This window comes from Embleya sp. NPDC127516 (genome assembly GCF_044765325.1).
Lineage (GTDB): Bacteria > Actinomycetota > Actinomycetes > Streptomycetales > Streptomycetaceae > Embleya.
On sequence record NZ_JBIWJT010000007.1, the window covers coordinates 263,522 to 281,584 of the forward strand.

Below are 18,063 nucleotides of genomic sequence, written 5' to 3' on the forward strand. Positions count from 1 at the left end.
CGGACAGGTTCGGCGGCGGTTCTTCGTCCACGAGGACGATTCGAGGTTTTCGGGGGCTGCCTACCGTGATCGTCCTCTGCGGCACTCGCCGCCGCCTTCCGAGGAGGTATCCCACGATGGGACGATCCGACGTGCCCGGGTCTGCTGCCCGGACACTGCCGACGCCCGAGTACCTAGCGACCCGACTCGGCGAACTGGCCAAGCGCGGCAACATTCCCGGGGCGAGTGTCGCGGTACGGATGGGCGACGAGACGGTCGTGGCCGCCACGGGCGTGCTCGACGTGGAGATCGGGTACCCGGCGACCCCGGACTCGATCTTCCAGATCGGGTCGATCACCAAGGTCTGGACGGCGACGCTGATCATGCAGCTCGTCGACGAGGGCGTGCTCGACCTCGACGCCCCCGTGCGCACCTACCTGCCGGAATTCAAGCTCGTCGACGAGGCCGCCGCACAGGTGGTGACGACGCGTCAACTGCTGTGCCACACCGCGGGTTTCGAGGGCGACCTGTTCGACGACCACGGTCCCGGGGACGACGCGGTGGCCAAGCTGGTCGCGGACCTGGCCGCGAAGGCCGGGCAACTGTTCGCACCCGGCGAGATGTTCTCGTACTGCAACAGCGGGTTCGTCGTGCTGGGTCGGATCATCGAGGTGCTCACCGGACAGACCTGGGAGGCGACGCTGCGTGAGCGCATAGCGGTGCCCCTGGGGCTGGGCCGGTTGGCCACCAGCGCGAACGAGGCGATCCTGCACCGGGTGGCGATCGGGCACGTGTCCGGGCCGGACGGGACCGCGGTGCGGGTGCCGGGGTGGGAGATGCCGCGCTCCAACGCGCCCGCCGGCTCGACGCTGACCACCACGGCGACCGACCTGCTCGCGTTCGCCGCCGCGCACATCGCCCGGGGACTGCTCCCGGACGGCACCCGCCTGCTGTCGGAGGCGTCCGCGCTCGCGATGCGCGAGCCGCAGGTCCAGGTGCCCGACATCGAGGCGGTCGGCGGCGCGTGGGGGTTGGGCTGGAACCTGTTCGACTGGGTCGGCGGCCCGATCATCGGTCACGACGGCGGCACCATGGGCCAGGCCGCGATCCTGCGGGTGGCCCCCGAGAGCGACGTCTCGATCGCGATCCTCACCAACGGCGGCGATCTGGCCGTGATGTACGACCTGGTCCGCGACGTGTTCGCGACGACTGCGGACGTGCGCGTACCGGAGCCCGTGGTACCGCCCGCCGAGCCCCCGGTGGTGGACCCGCGCTTCTTCGTCGGCCGCTACGCCTCGCAGGCGATGGCGTTGGACGTGGTCGAGTCCGAGGAGGGACTGGAACTGACCATGCGCACGCTCGGCGCCGCCGCCGAGATGCTCGGCGAACAGGTCAAGACCAGCAAGCTGGTGATCCGCGACGCCCGCACGCTGATCGAGGTCGAGGCGCAGGGTGGGCAGCACACGCAGTATGCCTTCCTCGGCGACGGCGACCGGGCCCGCTTCCTGCACATGACCCGCGCGGTTCCGCGCGTGACGGTCGGCGAGTCGGCCGCGGCGAACGGTGCCGTCGAGTGTTCCGCCGGCGGCGCGCGATGAGAGGCGTCCCACGCGGGGCCGCAGCGGCCGTCGCGTTGGGTCTGTTCGCCGCCGGGTGCGGAGGGACCGCGAGCGATGGTGGTGCCGGCGACGGTGACACCGTCACGATCGCCATCGAAGGCGACCCCGGCAACATGAACCCGCTGACCGCGCTGACCTCGTCCGCGGTCACGATGAACCGCTACTCCTACGACTCGCTGATCCATGTCGCCAACGACGGGCGGATCGTCTCGGGCGTCGCCGAGAATTGGACCTCCGACGCGACCTCGGCGACCTTCACGCTCCGCCGCGACGTGATGTGCGACAGCGGCCGAGCACTGACCGCCTCCGACATCGCGGCCCAGTACGCCTACATCGCCGACCCGGCCAACAAGTCGCCTCTGTACGGCCTGATGGTGCCTCCCGGGACCGTCGCCACCGCCGACGACGCGGCCGGCACCCTGACGCTGAAGACCCCGGACCCGGCCCCGTTCCTGGTCCGCGGCACCGCGATGTTGCGACTGGTGTGCCCCAGCGCCATGAAGTCCCCCGATGTCCTGAGCCACACGTCCGACGGGACCGGACCCTACCGACTGAGCCAGGTGGTCCCGGGCGACCACTTCACCTTCACCAAGCGCGCCGGCTACACCTGGGGGCCGAACGGCATCGGCAACACCGACCTGCCGGACCGAGTGGTCTTCAAGGTCCTCGCCAACGAATCCACCAGGGCGAACCTGGTGCTCGGCGGACAGATCGACATCGCGCCCATCGTCGGCGGCGACCGCGCCCGGCTGACCGCGGCCGGCGTCAAGTCCGTGGTCCAGCGCGACCCCTTGGGGATGCTGGTCTTCAACGAGGCCGCCAATCGGGTCACCGCCGATCCCCTGGTGCGTCGGGCGCTGATCGAGGCGCTCGACCTCAAGCAGATCGGTGCGGTGGCCACCGGCGGCAAGGGTCAACCCGCGACCCGCGTCGGTGTCACGGCGGCGCCGCCGTGCACCGAGGACGCGGTGACCGAGCACCTGCCACGGCACGACGTGGCTCGGGCCGCGGAGGCGCTGCGGTCGGCGGGGTGGAAGAAGTCCGGCGGGCGCTGGACCAAGGACGGCAAACAGCTGTCGATCTCCATGCCCTACCCCGGTGTGTTCGGCAACCAGCTCATCGCCGCCGTCGAGTTGGCGGTCAAGCAATGGAAGTCGTTCGGCGTCAAGGTCAACGCTCAGCCGACCACCGCCGCGACGAACGCCACGATCCTGATGGGCGGTCAGTGGGAAGTCGCGTGGGCACCGCTCTCGGTGACCACACCCGACCAGGCCCTCCCCTTCTTCATGGGAGCCACCCCACCGGACGGGCTCAACTTCGGTTCGTTGGACAACCCCGAATTCAAACGTCTCGTGGCTCTCGCAATGGCCAAGCCGGACACCTCGGGTTGCCCCGAGTGGACCGCGGCCGAATCCGAGTTGATCAAACGTCTCGATGTGGTGACCTTCATGGACTCGTTGACCCCCTATTTCGCTCGGGGCTACAGCTTCGAACTCGACGGTGGCGGTCCCATTCCGACCACCCTTCGCAAGGTCGGTGGCCGATGAGTACCGCAGCCGGTACCGCAACCACGGCCGGCCGGGTGATCGACTTCCGGCTCGGCCCCTGGACCTCCTTCCTCGTGCGCCGTACCGGGCGCCTGGTGGTCTCGCTCGCCGCACTGGTCACCGCCGCCTTCGCGATGATCCACTTCGTCCCCGGCGACCCGGTCCGCGGCGCCCTGGGACTCAACGCCACGCCCGAGGCGGTCGCCGCCCGCAAGGAGCAACTGGGCCTGGACGACTCGCTGATCTCCCAGTACAAGCACTTCGTCGGCGGACTCTTCCACGGCGACCTGGGCGAATCGATCACCGCCCGGGTCCCGGTGTCCCGGATGATCGGCGACCGACTCCCGGCGACCATGGAGATCGCGATCTACGCGTTCCTCCTGGTGATGCTGGTGGCCATCCCGCTGGGCATGGCCATGGCCGTGTGGACCCGCAACGGCCGGCGCCGGCGCGGCGAACTCGCCTTCGCCTCCTCGACCGGGGCGATCGTGGCCATCCCGGAATTCCTCCTCGCGGTCTGCCTGGCCTCGGTGTTCGGCGTCTCGCTGGGCTGGTTCCCGGTGGCGCTGCGCGAAGGCCCGGACTCCTACGTCCTGCCGGTACTCGCGCTGGCCATCACCCCGATCGCCGCACTCTCGCGGATCGTCCGGGTGGAGGCGCTGCGCGTGTTCGAGACCGACTACATGCGCACCGCCCGCGCCAAGCGGCTGCCCGGCCGACTGGTCTACCTGCGGCACGCGTTGCCGAACCTGCTGACCTCCTCGCTCACCCTGGGCGGCCTGCTCCTGAGCGGCCTGCTGGCCGGGACCGTACTGATCGAGAACGTCTTCGCCTGGCCCGGCCTGGGCATGACCATCGTCCAGGCGATCCTGCAGAAGGACTATCCGCTCGTCCAAGGCATCGTGCTGGTCTACGGAGCCGCCGCGCTCACGATCAACTTCGTGGTCGACCTCGCCGTCGCCGCCGCCGATCCCCAGTCCACGATTCGCGGGAGCTGAAGATGGCCAACGCACCAAGACTTCGCCTCGCACTGCGCACCCCGCTGGGGATCACCGCCGCCGTCGCGAGCACGATCATCGCCCTGGTGGCGATCTTCGGACCCATGCTGCTCGGCGACACCGCCGACCGGATCGACACCGACGAGATCGGCCGACACAGCGGCACCGAGCACCTGTTCGGTACCGACGCCCTGGGTCGCGACATCGCCGCCCGCGTCGTGGTGGCCACCCGGCTCACCGTGGAACTGACCCTGTTCGCCACGCTCATCGCGGTCGTCGGCGGCCTGGTCCTGGGCGTCCTGCCGGCCGTCCTCGGCCGCCGCGCCGGTCGCCTGATCACCGCGACGGTCAACCTGCTCGTCGCCTTCCCCGGCCTGCTGTTCGTGCTCTTCCTCGCGGTCATCTTCGGCGTCGGCACCTTCTCCGCCGCCTTCGCCATCGGCCTGGGCGCGGCCCCCAGCACCGCCCGACTCGTGCAGAACCTGACCGCCTCGGTCGCCGGCACCGACTATGTGGCCGCCGCGCGGATCCTGGGCGTCGGCCGCTTCCGGATCATCGTCCGGCACATCCTGCCCAACATCGCCGAACCCGTCGCGCTGTTCGTCTCCACGACCGCAGCCGGCATCCTGGTCGCCTTCTCCGGCCTGTCCTTCCTCGGTCTGGGCGTGCAACCGCCCGACTACGACTGGGGACGCCTGCTCAACGAGCAACTTGACCGGGTCATGGTGGACCCGATGTCGGCGGTCGGGCCGGGTCTTGCGATCGTGCTCACCGGCATCACCTTCGGCCTGATCGGCGAGGTGGTCGCCAAGGCGAACGCCGGCCGTACCGCGCCGCAGGCCGAGGTCGGCGCGGCCGACCCGGTCACCGAACGGCCCGCCGAGGCGGCCGAGTCGGCGCTGCTGAACATCGACCACCTGCGGGTGCGCTTCCCCGGGCACACCGCCGTGCACGACGTCTGCCTCACCGTCGCCGAGGGTGAAGCGGTCGGCATCGTCGGCGAGTCCGGCTCGGGCAAGAGCCTGACCGCGCTCGCCGCGGCCGGACTCGTCCCGCACCCGGGCCGGGTCAGCGCGGGCACCCTGCGCTTCGGCGACCGGGACCTGAACAAGCAGGCCCCCAAGGGCACCTCGATGGCCATGGTCTTCCAGGACCCGATGGCCTCGCTCAACCCCGCGCTCACGGTCGGCCGGCAACTCGCCGAGGTGGCCGAGGTGCACCACAACGCCGGACGGGCGGCGGCCCTTTCCCGGGCCGTGTCCCGACTGGGCGCGGTGGGCATCATCAACCCCGAACAGCGGGTCCGCAAGCGTCCGCACGAGTTCTCCGGCGGCATGCGCCAACGCGTGATGATCGCGATGGGCCTGATGGGCGAACCCCGGCTGATCATCGCCGACGAGCCCACCACCGCCCTGGACGTGACCGTGCAGGCCCAGGTGCTGGCCCTGCTCCGGGACGTGCGGACCGAATCGGGCGCCGCACTGCTGCTCATCTCGCACGACATCGCCGTCGTCTCCCAGGTGTGCGACCGCGTCGTGGTGATGTACGCGGGACGGATCGTCGAGGAACTGCCCGTCGGGGACCTCGCCGACGGCGTCGCCCACCCGTACTCGGCCGCGCTGATCGGCGCGGTGCCCAGCATGACCACCGACCGGGACGTCCCGCTGGCGACCATCCCCGGCCGACCGCCGGAGCCCGGCGAGGAGAGCGTCGGTTGCCCGTTCGCGCCGCGCTGCGCCCGGGCGACGGACCGCTGCCGTACCGAGGAGCCGGTCCTGGAATCGATCGGTTCCGGTCGCCGCGTCGCGTGCTGGGACCCGATCACCACCGTCACCCACGAACTGGAGGAGGCACGATGAAAGCCGCGAGCACGGTGGATCCCTCCGCCGCCGAAGCCGCCCCCGGCCCCGCCGGGAGCGCAACGTCCGGTTCGCTCGAACTGCGCAACATCACCGTGCGCTACGGCCGCGGCCGCGGCGCCTCCACCGCCGTCGACGACGTGTCCCTGGAGGTGCCCGCGGGCAGCGTGGTCGGCCTGGTCGGCGGCTCCGGGTCGGGCAAGTCCACCCTGGGTCGGGCCGCGGTCGGCCTGGTCCCCGTCTACTCGGGGCAGGTCCTGGTCGACGGCGTCGACCAGGGCCGCAAGCCCGGGCGCCGACCGATCCAACTGGTCTTCCAGGACCCGTTCGCCTCGCTCAACCCGCGCCTGACCATCGGCGGTTCGGTCGCCGAGGCGGTGCCGCGCACCGACCGGGCGACCCGGGCGAGCGAGGTGGCCCGCTACCTCGACCTGGTCGGCATCGACCCCGGCGTGGCCGGACGCCTGCCGCACGCGCTCTCCGGCGGCCAGCGCCAACGCGTGGCACTGGCCCGCGCGCTCGCCGCCCGGCCCGCCGTACTGGTCGCCGACGAGGTCACCTCCGCGTTGGACGTCTCCGTCCAGGGCGCGGTGCTCAACCTGATCCGCGACCTGCAACGCGAACTCGGCTTCGCGATGTTGTTCATCTCGCACAACCTGGCCGTCGTGCGCTATCTCGCGGACCGGATCGCGGTGATGGACCGCGGCGTCCTGGTGGAGTCCGGCCCCGCCGCCCAGGTCCTGGAGAACCCGGAACACGAGTACACCCGGGCGCTGCTGTCCGGCGTGCCCACGATCGGCGAGCCGCTGCCCGAACGCGCGACGGTCGACCCCGATACCGATGTGGAGACGGAGGCCGCGACCCGATGACCCCGACACCGGCGGGGGCGCGTACCGGCGGCGACCTGTACCGCGCCGACCGCGAACCCGAACCCGACCCCGGTGCGTTGCGCGACCGCGCGGCCGAGGCGGCCGACCGCGCGGCTCGCGTGGCTCGGATCGAGATCCGCGAACTGCACACGCCGGTCGAGATGTCCGACGCGTGCGCCCTGTTCCAACACGTCTGGCAGCCCGACACCCCGATGATCAGCCCCGAGATGATGACCGTGGTCGCGCACTCCGGCGGCTACGTCGCGGGCACCTACGAGGGCGATCGACTGGTCGGCGCGGGCGTGGGCCTGCTCTCCACCGACGGCCTGCACTCGCACATCGCCGGCGTCGACGAACGCTCGCGAGGACGCGAGGTGGGCTACGCGCTCAAGGTGTACCAGCGGGCGTGGTGCCTGACCCGCGGGATCACCCGGGTCACCTGGACGTTCGACCCCCTGGTCGGACGGAACGCCTACTTCAACCTGGCCAAGCTCGGCGCGGTACCCGCGCAGTACCTCGCCGACTTCTACGGGCCCATGTCCGATGCCATCAACGGCGACGACTACTCCGATCGCATCCTGGCCGGCTGGGACCTGACCGCCGACCGGGTGGCCCTCGCCTGCGCGGGGACACCCGGGCCGGTGGACGCCGGGGCCTTGGTGGGGGAGGTGGTGATCGGCCTGGACACGGGTCCGGACAAGCGGCCGATCCCGGGCCGGACCGACGGGGACGTGGTGCTGGTGGCGGTGCCGCGCGACATCGAGGCGCTGCGCCGGACCGATCCGGCGGCGGCGCGGGGCTGGCGCCTGGCGTTGCGCGAGGTGCTCGGCGGGCTGATGGCCGAGGGCCGGGTGGTGCTCGGCTTCACCCGGGACGGACGGTACGTGCTCGGTCGGGGCCCGCGCCCGCGCTGACCCCGCGCCGGGTGCCCGGTCTCGGGGGACGGGCACCCGGCGTCACGATGGACCACGACATCCATCACAAGATCGTTTAGACTCCCGCCACGGAGTGACCGGCGCAGACGCGGTCGGCCCGGAGCGTCCGACGGGGGACTGTGTCGACCGATTGGATCCCCGTGTCATGAACGTGGTGAACGTGTTGGGCCCGCCGCGAATAGCGTCGGGCATTCTCGCCGCCGCGCCGGTGGCCATCCGATGACCGCGCATTCGCGCGCCGTTCTCGGGCGCATCATCGACGACCTCGGCTCCACGTTGTTCGAGGTGGCGGCCGGCAAGCCGGATCCCGACCGCGAGGTCACCGGAGTGCTCATCCACGACCCGCACGACGAACCCTCGCACGCGCCCGGCGCGGTGGTCCTGGGCGTCGCCGTCTACGGATCGCCGGCCATCGTGACCCTGGTGCACCGCGCGGCCGGCCTGGCCGCGCCGGCCGTCGTGGTGCGCGGCCCCATCGTGGTGGACGCCGAGATCGAGGCGGCCGTGGCGAGCACCGGCGTGGTCGTCCTCGCGCTCACCCCCGGTGCCTCCTGGTCCCAGGTCACCACACTGCTGCGGGCGCTGCTCGCGGTGGACGAGGTGGGCACCGCGCAGACCGGCGAAGCCCTCGACGGCGCACCGGCCGGTGATCTGTTCGCGCTGGTCAACGCCATCGCCGCGCTCCTGGACGGGCCGGTCACGGTGGAGGACCGCAGCGGGCGGGTGCTGGCCTTCTCCAGCCGTCAGGACGAGGCGGACGAACCCCGGATCGCCACCATCCTGGACCGCCAGGTACCCGCGGAGATGTTGCGCATCCTGGAGGAACGCGGCGCCTTCCACGCCCTGTACCGCAACGAGGGGCCGCTGTACCTGGCCGGTGTCTCGGACCTGCCCCGGGTGGCCATCGCGGTCCGGGCCGGCGACGAGATCCTCGGCTCGATCTGGGTCGTGGTGCGCGCACCGCTGTCCGCCGAGTTGGAGCGTTCGCTGACCGAGGCGGCCAAGGTGGTCGCCCTGCACCTGCTGCGCCGCCGCGCCGGCGCGGACGTCGAGCGCCGACTGCGCACCGACCTGCTCGCCACCGTGCTCGAAGGCGGCCCCGCGGCGGTCGACGCGGCCGGCCGACTGGGTCTGGCGCACCAGCCCGCGTGCGTGCTCGCGCTCGCGGTGGTCGGCGACTCGGCACCCGCGGAGCGCACCGCGGAGGAACACCGGATCGTGGACGCGCTGGCCCTGCACCTGGCGGCGGTACACCCGCGCACGGCCACCGCGCGGCTCGGCGGCTTCACCTACGCGATCCTGCCCACCGAGTCGGACGGCAGGGCGGTCCGGCTGGCGGAGGAGTTCCTGGCCCGGATCGGCGGCCGGATCGAGGCCGTCGTGGGCATCGGGCGGGTCGTCGCGCGCGAGGTGGACCTGCCCTCCTCCCGCGCGGACGCGGACCGCGCGCTGCGGGTGCTGCGCTCGGGCCGCTCGTCGCTGCGGGTGGCCCGACTGTGCGACGTGTACGTGTCCTCGCTCCTGGTCGACGTCGCCGACCGGGTCGCGGCCACCGACGACGCACCGGCGGGGCCGGTGGCCCGGCTGCGCGCCTACGACGCCGAGCACGACACGCATCTCACCGAGACCCTCGCCGCGTGGCTGGACACCTTCGGCGACGTCACCGCGGCCGCGGCGGCCGTGCACGTGCACCCGAACACCTTTCGCTACCGGCTGCGCCGGTTGTCCGAGGTGGGTGCGATCGACCTCGCCGACGGCGACGCCCGCTTCGACGCGATGTTCCAGCTCCGCCTGCACGGCGTGCACCTGAACGGTTCGGCGCAACGCGCGACGGGCGCCGTGGGGCGGCTCACTTCGTCCGCGACGGTGCGGGGGCCGGGGGTGTAGGGCCGGTTCGGGCGCGGGGGTCCGTGCTCACCTGGGCCGGCGGTTCCGCCCGATCAGCCATCCGATGAGCGCCCCGACCACGAAGGAGCCGGCCAGGACGAACCAGAGCGGGGCCTCCACCTCGGGAATCCAGAAGCGGATCGAGGTGGTCCCGGTGTTGGCCAGGACGAACCAGACGCTCAGCGCGATCACCACGACGATCACGATCTGCCGCATGGTGACCCGCGAGCCTCGCTCAGCCGTGCCGTGCTTCGAGGTCTTCGCCATGTTCGAACGCTAGGCCCGGCGCCGCCCGGGCGCGCCGTGGGCGAGCCGAACGGGTGGCCCGGCTCTGCCCGCGTGCTCAGCCGCCCGCTCGCTCGGCCTCCAGCAGGAACAGCGCCGCGTCGCCGGCGAAGGACGCGTCGACATGGGCCTCGATGTCGACCGCGAGACGCTCCAGCGCGTCGACGAAGGCGCCGTGCAGCCGATCCGGCGCGCGCCGCGCCACCGGATAGCGCTCGCCGGCGGCGTCGTACGCCTCGGCGAGATCGTCGGTGTACAACAACACGCGCTCGCCGCCGCCGGCCGCGACAATCAGCTCCGTCGGCCGCAGGCTGCCCGGGGTCAGCGCGCCGATCGGCGGGGTGGTGAAGGCCGGTTCGAGGCCGAGCACCTGCCGACCGACGACCAGGAGCGGGGCCGGGTAGCCGCGATTGACCAGAGCGAGCGAGCCGGTCCCGGCCGCCTCCTCGACGTGGCCGATCAGCAGCAGTCGCACCATGGAGCGATGGCCGCGCAGATGATCCTCGCGCAGGGACATGGCGATCCGGTGCGCGACATCGGGCAGCTCCGGTACGTCGGGCGCCGCCGCAGCGAAGGCGGCGACCACGTCCGCCGTCAGGTCGGGGGCGCACAACGGGTCGCCGGACACATCGCCGAAGAGCACCCGGGGGCCGAACGGCGTGTCCAGGACCCGACCGAACCAGGTGCGCGGGCTCGCGGACGGCGCCGCGGCGATCCGCCGGGTGGCCACTCGCAGCCCGGTGGCCTCGGCCACGGTGGTGGTATGCGGGTGCGGCTCGACGTCCAGCGCCGGCGAGGCGCCGGAGGGGCTGCCCGCCCCGGTGTCGTCTGTACTCACGGGAACTCCTCGCCGATGGGTCACCCGACCAGATTCACCCCACCACCCCCACCTGAAACGAACCCCGACCGACACCCCACCGCATCCCGGCCGAGACGCCGGGCCCCCTTGCCGCATCCCCGGGGCGCCGGCGTTCCGTGCCCCCACTTCGACGACATCTACGATCGGCCGGATCCGCGGGACTTCTTTCGGGCGCTCGGGGTCTGGGAGTAGCGGACGCCGCATCACGCCCAGGAGATCTTCCGCCGCCTGATCGCACCCGGATCAGTCGAAGCGGATGTGCTTGACACCGGTCCAGGCCCGGCGCAGCCGACCGCGCAGGGGGCTGTCGGTGTTCGGGGCCAGGGTCAGACCGGCCGAGTGGGCGATGCGATCGGCGACCCGGGCGACGTCGATGTGGTCGGTGTGGATGTGCTCGGCGAACTCCGGGTCGACCAACCGCTCCAGGCACAGGTCGAGCCGGGAGACCGCGAAGCTCTCCCGACGCAGCGGCGCGTCCTTGCCGCCCACGACCCGGACCGCGTGCCCGAAGCCGCGTTCGCGCAGTCGCCGCAGCACCGTCGCACGCTCCGCCAGCAGTGCGAAGTGCCGCACGTCGTGCCCGCGTTCGCGCAACCGCCCGACGATCTCCCGGAAGTAGCCCGGATCGACCACCGTCATCGGCGCGATCACCGGGCCGTCGTGCCTGGTCAGCGTCAGGTCCAACATCTCGAACACGCCCTGGCGCCAGGCCGGCAGATCCTGGAAGTCGCCGCGCAGCGCCGGCGGCAACATTCGGTGCAGGCCGAAGCCGACCTGCTCCGGGTCGCAGACCACGCTGCCACGCAACCGTCGTCGCAGTTCGTACGCGGTCTGAGTCTTGCCGCCCCCGAACGGGCCGTTGATCCACAAGAGCATGTGCCGACCCTACGGCCTGTCCTCGTTTGCGACGTCCCCGATCCCGACCCGGTGCACCCGGTCCGCGGGCTGCGGATGGGGTCATCGGGCGGGATCACCGGGGGGTGGGTCACAGGTAGTGGAACGTCGGGTGGGGGTGCATCAGGAAGTCGTGGTGGGAGATGTTCCACGCGTACGCGCCGGCCAGCGCGAAGGCGATCCGGTCGCCGACGCGGAGTTCGGTGATCACGCGGTCGCGGGCGAACACGTCCTTGGGGGTGCACAGTTGACCGGTCAACGTGACCTGGGTGTGGTGGATCTCCGGCCGCGGCCACGAGTGCGGCCACGGGCTCGTGGTCGGCACGACCACACACGGCTGGTCGTGGCCCCTGGCCGCCGGGGTGCGCAGGTGGTGGGTTCCGCCGCGCAGCACGGCGAAGGCCCGACCGCGGCTGTGCTTGAGGTCGAGCACCTCCGTCGCGTACCAGCCGGAGTAGGCGGTCAGCGCCCGCCCCGGTTCGATCCGCACGGTCAGGTCCGGGCGGTCGGCCACGAGCCGGTCCAGGCCGGCGCCGAAGCGGGCCCAGTCGAAGCGGGCGGCGGGGTTCGTGTAGTCGACCGCCATTCCGCCGCCGATGTTCACCTCGGGCCGGGTGATCCCGTGCCGGTCGGCGATGTCGCGGGCCCAGGCGAGGACGCCTTCGGCCAGGGCGAGTTGGCGGTCCGCGTCCAGGCCGCTGGCCAGGTGGGCGTGGATGCCCCGGACCCTGACCCGACCCGCGTCCGGTCCGCGGAGCACCTGCAGGCAGGACTCCACGTCGTCCGGGTCCATGCCGAACGGTCCGGGATCGCCGCCCATGGTGAGCGCCGCGCCGCGCAGGACGTCCGGCCCGAGCGGCAGGTTCACCCGCAGCAGCACGTCGACGTCCTGGTCGGGCCGTGTCCGGGCGGCGAGCGCGACGAGTCGGCGCGCCTCGTACGGACTCTCGACATGAAAGCGTCCGACGTCCAGGTGCAGCGCGGCGGTCAGTTCGTCGACGGTCTTGCCGGGGCCGCCGAAGGCGACCGGCATCGTGGGCAGATGTGCCCGTACGTGCGCGAGTTCACCGCCGGAGGAGACCTCGTAGCCGTTCACGTCGCCGGCGAGCGCGGTCAGGATCTCCGGCGCGGGGTTGGCCTTGGCCGCGTAGTACAGCTCGACCCGCGCCGGCAGCGCCGCGCGTACCGAGGCCGCGTGTGCCCGCAGGTGGGTGGTGTCGTGGATGTAGGCGGGGAGTTCGGCGGAGTCCAGATCGGCCACGCGGGTCCGTACGGCCGGTGTGATCATCGTGCGCTCCGGGCGGGTGTGCGGGCGGCGGTGTCGGGCCGGGACGCGGCCAGCGGCGAGGGGATGCGGACGTACTCCGCCTCGCGGTCGGCCCGCCGTTCCCAGCGGGCGAGCAGATTGGCCTTGGCGGGAAGCGGAGCGCCCGCGAGCAGCGCGCGCAGCGGCGGCGGTTCGCCGTGTTCGGTCGCGCAGTCCGCCAGGACCGCCCGCACCCGGGCCCACAGGCGGGTCTCCAGCCGTGGGTACAGGTCGGTCAGCGCGGCGAGGAACTCGGCGATGTTGTTGACCAGCAGGCAGTAGGCCACCCGATCCCAACCGCGCCGGGCGCTGTACGTCATGGGCTCGGCGACCGAGGGTGGCAGCGCGGACAGGGTGGCCGCGTGCGGCCCGGGAAGCAGCTTGGTGCCCTCCATGTCCCGGATCAGTACCTGGCGGGGCCGGCCGGCGTCGTCCACCGCGAGCAGCACGTTCTGCAGATGCGGCTCCAACACCACGCCGTGCTCGAAGTAGGCGGCCAGCACCGGCGGCACCAGCAGCCGCAGGTAGTCGTCCCACCAGCGGATCACCGCGTCCGGCCCGGCGCCGTCCAGCAACCGGGACACGTGCGCGGACCCGGTGGGGTACTCGGCGGCCACGGCGCCGGCCAGCAGCGCCGTCGTGCCCGGCCGCAGCAGCGGGTCGAGACCGTCCCGGACGATCACCCCGAAGCCTTCGAGCAGTTCCGGCGCGACGGCGGCCGACAGGCTGCGGTACGCGGGTTCGCCGAGCATCGCGAAGTCCGGCCGTCGGGCCGCTGTTCGGGCCAGGATCGGGCCCAGCGCGCGGGTCAGCGCGACCGCCCCGGAGAGTTCGTAGGCGGCGTTCTTGCGCACACAGTTGGTGATGCGCACATTCAGACTGAACTTGAGGAAGGCGCCCGCGCCGGCGAGCGTACGCACCGACGCGGTCGGAGCGAACGAGTCGCCGCGCGGGCCCAGGTCGAGCACGTCGCCTCGGTCCAGCGCGGCCCGCAGGCGCGGGTGCTCGGCGAGAAGTTCGTATTGCCACGGGTGCGCGGGCAGCAGTGTGTATCCGGCCGGCACCGGGCCCAGCCGGTCCAGCACGGCCGTCGCCGACTCGGTCAGCCGTTCCTGCGCCACCAGTTCGTTGCGCACCGCCAGATGCCGCAACCGGAACGCGGCCCGGGCCTCGGGCGCGTAGGCCGCCCACGCGGCCGGGTCGGCGCCGCGCGCCTTGGGGGTGGGATGGAAGCGGTGTCCGAACAGCAGGGCCTGCTCCGAGTCGAGGTAGCGCGAGGCGGGTCGTGCGCTCCGGCGGGCCAGTCCCGCGCGCACGCCCGCGTGGCTGGACGCCAGTTGGTCCAGGAACTCGTCGTTGCGCACACCGGTCCGCAGGCCCAGTTCGGCGTGCACGCGCTCGGCCACCTCGGGCCAGGTCAGCACGTGCCAGGTGGAGCCGCGCAGTTCGGCCACCGGGCCGGTGAAGCGATGGTCGCCGAACAGCGAGGCGCGACGCAGGCGGACCCGCAACCGGGTGCCCGAGCGGGCCAGGTGCAACCGCAGGTGCCCGCCGTCGCCGGGCTCGACCACGCTGCGCCCCTCCGGCCGGCAGACCTCCCGATGCAGGCAGTTGAGCAGGGTGTGCACGACGACCTCATCGGCAGTGGGCGGGGCGGGTGGCGCCTGGCCGGTGTGCGCGGGATCGGTTCGGGGTTGCGCCGACGGCAGCGGCATGGGCGACTCCAACGATTCGAGGGCGAGGCGCGGTGCGCGGTGTACGGTCGGGCGGATCGACGGTCGCGGTCGATCGCTAGGTCGAACGCTGCGCACCACGAAGGTAGTTCGGCCCGGTCGTGTAGTACTTGTTGATATCGGCCGCGCCGGAGCGCTCCTTGGTGAGCAGCGTGCCGGCGGTGATCATCGCCTTGACCGGCAATCGTTGCCCGTCCAGTGCGCGGCGCCGCAGCTCCGGGGGCGCCAGCACGGCCAGCCGCTCGCGCACCAGCCGCAGCAGTCGGTCCCGCTCCGGCGGGGGCAGCGCGAACGCGAGCGCACCGGCGCACAGATGCACGGTTATGGTGAGGAACAGGTCGGCGAGCGGGCCGTCGTCGGCGGTGTAGGTGCGCGCGTCCTCGAATCCGCCGTGCGGCAGCGGACAGCGCGCCGGATTGACGCGCGGGCCGTCGTTGTCCTTGAACAGCAGGCGAGCCGGTTGCCCTTGGGCCAGGACCAGGGACAGGTTCTGCGGGTGTGATTCGAGCGCGATGCCGTACCGGAACAGCGTGGTCTGCCAGTCCAGGAGCAGCGTGAGGTAGGCGTCGAGCAGCGCGAATCGATCGCCTGCGTGGAATCGCTCGGCCACCCGGTCCAGGACCAGCGTGCCGTCGGGTCCTCGGGCGAGCAGTGCGGCGAGCGGCAGCACGAGGGTGTGCTCCAGGTCGGGCGGATGCCGGCGCACCAGCACGCCCAGCAGTTCGTGGTCCGCGTGCAGGTAGCTCTGTTCGTCGGCGAGCAACACCCGGTCGCGAAAGCGTGGTTCCCGGCGCAGTACCTCGGCGAGCAGTCGTCGGCCGGCGGCACCGTCGACCAGGGTGCCGGGTTTGATGGTGCGCCGGTTGCGCACGCCGAGGGTGGCGATCGGCAGCGGGAGCTTGAGATGCACGGCCGGGTCGCGGGTCACCGCGACGGTGCGCATCGACAGGGTCGGGCGCACGTCCAGATACGCCCGGTCGGTCGGCACGGCCGGGTCCGGGAGCCGGTCGAACGTCAACGGGTGCACGGGCAGGGCGAGATGGCTGCCGGCGAGGTCGGGCCGGCCGAGGTCGGCGGGGGTCGGCCACCAGGGCGGCAGGGTCCCGGCGCGGGTGGTGGCGTCGTGCGGGAGCAGGGCCCAGCGCAGACGGAAGCTCGGGTGGTGTTCGGGCGCGTACCGGCGCAGCGCGGTCTCGGTCAGGCCGGAGCGGGCGCGCGCGGTGGGGTAGAGCGGATGGTCGACGTGCGCGGCCAACGTGTCCAGGGCCGGGCCCGAGCCGAGCCCGGTCCACGCGCTCGGGTCCGGGCCGTACCGGTCGGCGAGCCCGGCGCGAACGGCCGGGCCGGTGTGCGCGAGCAGTCGGCCGGCCCGGGCGGCCTGCCGGCATTCCTCGGCGAAGTCGTCGAAGCCGGACCGGTCCCGCGGATCCGCCCAGTCCCGCAGGATCGCGAGCAGTCGGTCGGTGTCGGTCACACGCGCGCCGTCCCGCGACGCCACCAGGAGCGGCGCGCGGGCGGCGTACTCGCACTGGAACCCGTCGGCGCGCACCGGCAGCAGCAACGCGTCGGTGCCGGTCCGCGCGGTCAGTCGCAGCCAGGTCCCGTCCGGTCGTTGTTCGGGTACGGCGGTGCCGCGCAGGCCCAGGACGTCCTCGCGCAACACGGTGTCCAGCACCCGACACAGCAGCTCGCCGTCGAAGCCACCGGGCCCGTCGACCGCACAGGCGGCATCGGCCGGATGGGCCGCGGCCGTGTGGAGCGGCGGTTCGCCGGCGGCGGCGTCGAGCGGCGCGTCCGCGCCGGCCGAGGGTGGCGGCGGTTCGCCGGCGGCGTGTTCGGTCACGGCGTGATGCTCCACTGCCGGCCGGTCAGGAAGTCCTCGGCGGCCCGGTCGACGGCGGCCCGGTCGGTGCCGATGGTGCGCAGCACTCCGAGGTAGTCCCGGTTGGACCCGTACACCGGGTGTCGCTCGCCGATCGCGCGCAGCGGGTGGTAGTCCACGCGGGTGTCGCCGGCCGGGTCGGAGCGCACGCGGTCCGGGCCCGCGGTGAGGGTGCCCGCACGGTCGGCGCACGGATAGTCCACCCGGGCGTGCCGGCCGGCGCGCGCGCCGAGGTCGGCGGGCAGGTCGATGCCCAGGTGCACGCGCAGGATGTGCTCGAACAGCGGGATGCCGAGCACGTCCCGCAGCAGCAGGTCGCATTGGTCGCCGATGGCACGGTAGTTGACCTCGATGATCCGGGGTCGCCCGTCCTGGACCACGAATTCGGTGTGGCACGCACCGAAACCCACTCCCAGCGCGTGGAGTTGGGTGAGCACGGCGGCGGTGGTCGCGGCGGGCGGTTCGGGCACCAGATCCAGGCGTGTCTCGACGAAGTACGGCGGTGGCGACAGTCGGGTGTGGAAGCCGCCCAGGACCCGGATGCCGTGCCGATCGCCGAGCGTCTCCAGGGTGTGCAGTTCTCCCGGCAGGAACTCCTCGACCAGCAGCGCCGCCGCCGGTCGGCGGGCCTGGATCTCGGCGCAGCGCTCGAGCAGTTCCGCGTCGTCGGTGACCAGGACCACGTCCTCTCCGGCGACGCCCTCGCGCGGTTTGACCACGCACGGATACGGCGGTGTGAGGTCGAACAGGTCGGCGACCGGCTGCCCGGGCGCCAGTTCGGCGGCCCAGACGGTGTCCGTGCCGGTATCGGCCAGTCGGCCGCGCATCCGGGCCTTGTTCTTGGTCCGCAGCGCGGCCTTCCAGTCCTTGGCCGGGAGGTCGAAGTAGGAAGCGGCGAGGGCGGCTTGCACCTGGAGGTGGTCGCTGTTGGTGAAGATCGCGTCCGGACGATGTGCGCCCGAGATCCGGTCTATCACCGCGCGGAAGTCGCGGACGTCGCAGTCCAGCACCCGCACCCCAGTGAGCGCGGCGCACAGTTCGCGGTGTCGCGCGGCGTGCGCGGGGTCGGCCAGCAGGGTGACGTGCAGTCCGAGGCGATGGGCGGCGGGCAGGAATCCCTCGGTCACCGAGTCGGTGGGATTGAGCGCGAGCAGGTACAGCCGCATGCGTGATCGCTCCCCCTGGGACATGTCGACCCGGACACGGCGAACCGGGCACCTCGACCCGGGCACGTCGAACGGGAACATCGACCGGAGCGTCGATCCGGACCCGTCCACCCGGACGCCCCACAACTTAGGGTAGGCATACTTGCCGGCCAAATCCGGTCGGTCCCAGGGCCGTTCGGTGCGCCCCGGGAGTTCCCGGCTTCGTCCGGCGCGTCGGCGGCGGCCGGCGGGAGTCTGTGGTTAGG

General features: G+C 72.5%; 14 protein-coding genes. 7 read left to right on the forward strand and 7 right to left on the reverse strand.

All coding sequences use genetic code 11. The features are described 5' to 3' along the window. Positions 1 to 116: 116 nt before the first annotated feature. The 7 genes from ACIRL2_RS16230 (at position 117) to ACIRL2_RS16260 (ending at position 9,693) form a co-directional block, all read left to right on the forward strand. Complete coding sequence (locus tag ACIRL2_RS16230; RefSeq protein WP_395871581.1) at positions 117 to 1,577, forward strand: serine hydrolase domain-containing protein; 1,461 nt, start codon at positions 117 to 119, stop codon at positions 1,575 to 1,577. Positions 1,578 to 1,711: 134 nt separating this feature from the next. Continuing rightward, positions 1,712 to 3,145: an ABC transporter substrate-binding protein gene (locus ACIRL2_RS16235; protein WP_402232602.1), complete on the forward strand. Its 1,434-nt coding sequence runs from the start codon at positions 1,712 to 1,714 to the stop codon at positions 3,143 to 3,145. Beyond that, complete coding sequence (locus ACIRL2_RS16240; RefSeq protein WP_395871577.1) at positions 3,142 to 4,143, forward strand: ABC transporter permease; 1,002 nt, start codon at positions 3,142 to 3,144, stop codon at positions 4,141 to 4,143. The genes ACIRL2_RS16235 and ACIRL2_RS16240 overlap by 4 nt, the downstream gene beginning before the upstream one ends. A 2-nt stretch (positions 4,144 to 4,145) precedes the next feature. Beyond that, on the forward strand, positions 4,146 to 6,002 hold the full coding sequence (locus ACIRL2_RS16245) for a dipeptide/oligopeptide/nickel ABC transporter permease/ATP-binding protein (RefSeq protein ID WP_395871575.1): 1,857 nt from the start codon (positions 4,146 to 4,148) through the stop codon (positions 6,000 to 6,002). After that, on the forward strand, positions 5,999 to 6,871 hold the full coding sequence (locus ACIRL2_RS16250) for an ABC transporter ATP-binding protein (protein WP_395871573.1): 873 nt from the start codon (positions 5,999 to 6,001) through the stop codon (positions 6,869 to 6,871). The genes ACIRL2_RS16245 and ACIRL2_RS16250 overlap by 4 nt, the downstream gene beginning before the upstream one ends. After that, the gene (locus ACIRL2_RS16255; RefSeq protein ID WP_395871571.1) at positions 6,868 to 7,785 is read left to right on the forward strand and encodes a GNAT family N-acetyltransferase; all 918 of its coding nucleotides are present in this window, start codon (positions 6,868 to 6,870) and stop codon (positions 7,783 to 7,785) included. Before ACIRL2_RS16250 ends, ACIRL2_RS16255 begins: the two co-directional genes overlap by 4 nt. Before the next feature lie 240 nt (positions 7,786 to 8,025). Next, positions 8,026 to 9,693 carry a PucR family transcriptional regulator gene (locus tag ACIRL2_RS16260; protein WP_402232604.1) on the forward strand — a complete coding sequence of 556 codons (1,668 nt, stop codon included), beginning with the start codon at positions 8,026 to 8,028 and terminating at the stop codon, positions 9,691 to 9,693. Between the two features lie 27 nt (positions 9,694 to 9,720). Here ACIRL2_RS16260 and ACIRL2_RS16265 read toward each other — a convergent pair whose 3' ends face one another. From ACIRL2_RS16265 to ACIRL2_RS16295, 7 genes are all read right to left on the reverse strand, one after another. Continuing rightward, a complete protein-coding gene (locus tag ACIRL2_RS16265; RefSeq protein ID WP_395871566.1) occupies positions 9,721 to 9,960 on the reverse strand; it encodes a lipopolysaccharide assembly protein LapA domain-containing protein in 240 nt (79 codons plus the stop codon). 76 nt (positions 9,961 to 10,036) lie between these two features. Further along, on the reverse strand, positions 10,037 to 10,816 hold the full coding sequence (locus tag ACIRL2_RS16270) for a SpoIIE family protein phosphatase (RefSeq protein WP_395871563.1): 780 nt from the start codon (positions 10,814 to 10,816) through the stop codon (positions 10,037 to 10,039). Between the two features lie 264 nt (positions 10,817 to 11,080). Then, on the reverse strand, positions 11,081 to 11,713 hold the full coding sequence (locus ACIRL2_RS16275) for an AAA family ATPase (protein ID WP_395871561.1): 633 nt from the start codon (positions 11,711 to 11,713) through the stop codon (positions 11,081 to 11,083). 109 nt (positions 11,714 to 11,822) lie between these two features. Further along, entirely contained in the window at positions 11,823 to 13,019 is a 1,197-nt protein-coding gene (locus ACIRL2_RS16280; RefSeq protein WP_402232607.1) for a type III PLP-dependent enzyme, read from the reverse strand. Next, on the reverse strand, positions 13,016 to 14,752 hold the full coding sequence (locus ACIRL2_RS16285; protein WP_402232609.1) for an IucA/IucC family protein: 1,737 nt from the start codon (positions 14,750 to 14,752) through the stop codon (positions 13,016 to 13,018). Before ACIRL2_RS16285 ends, ACIRL2_RS16280 begins: the two co-directional genes overlap by 4 nt. 76 nt (positions 14,753 to 14,828) lie before the next feature. Next, a complete protein-coding gene (locus ACIRL2_RS16290) occupies positions 14,829 to 16,613 on the reverse strand; it encodes an IucA/IucC family protein (protein ID WP_402232611.1) in 1,785 nt (594 codons plus the stop codon). Further along, positions 16,610 to 17,818, reverse strand: coding sequence for an ATP-grasp domain-containing protein (locus ACIRL2_RS16295; RefSeq protein ID WP_395871552.1), 1,209 nt, complete (start codon positions 17,816 to 17,818; stop codon positions 16,610 to 16,612). The genes ACIRL2_RS16290 and ACIRL2_RS16295 overlap by 4 nt, the downstream gene beginning before the upstream one ends. Positions 17,819 to 18,063: the final 245 nt, after the last annotated feature.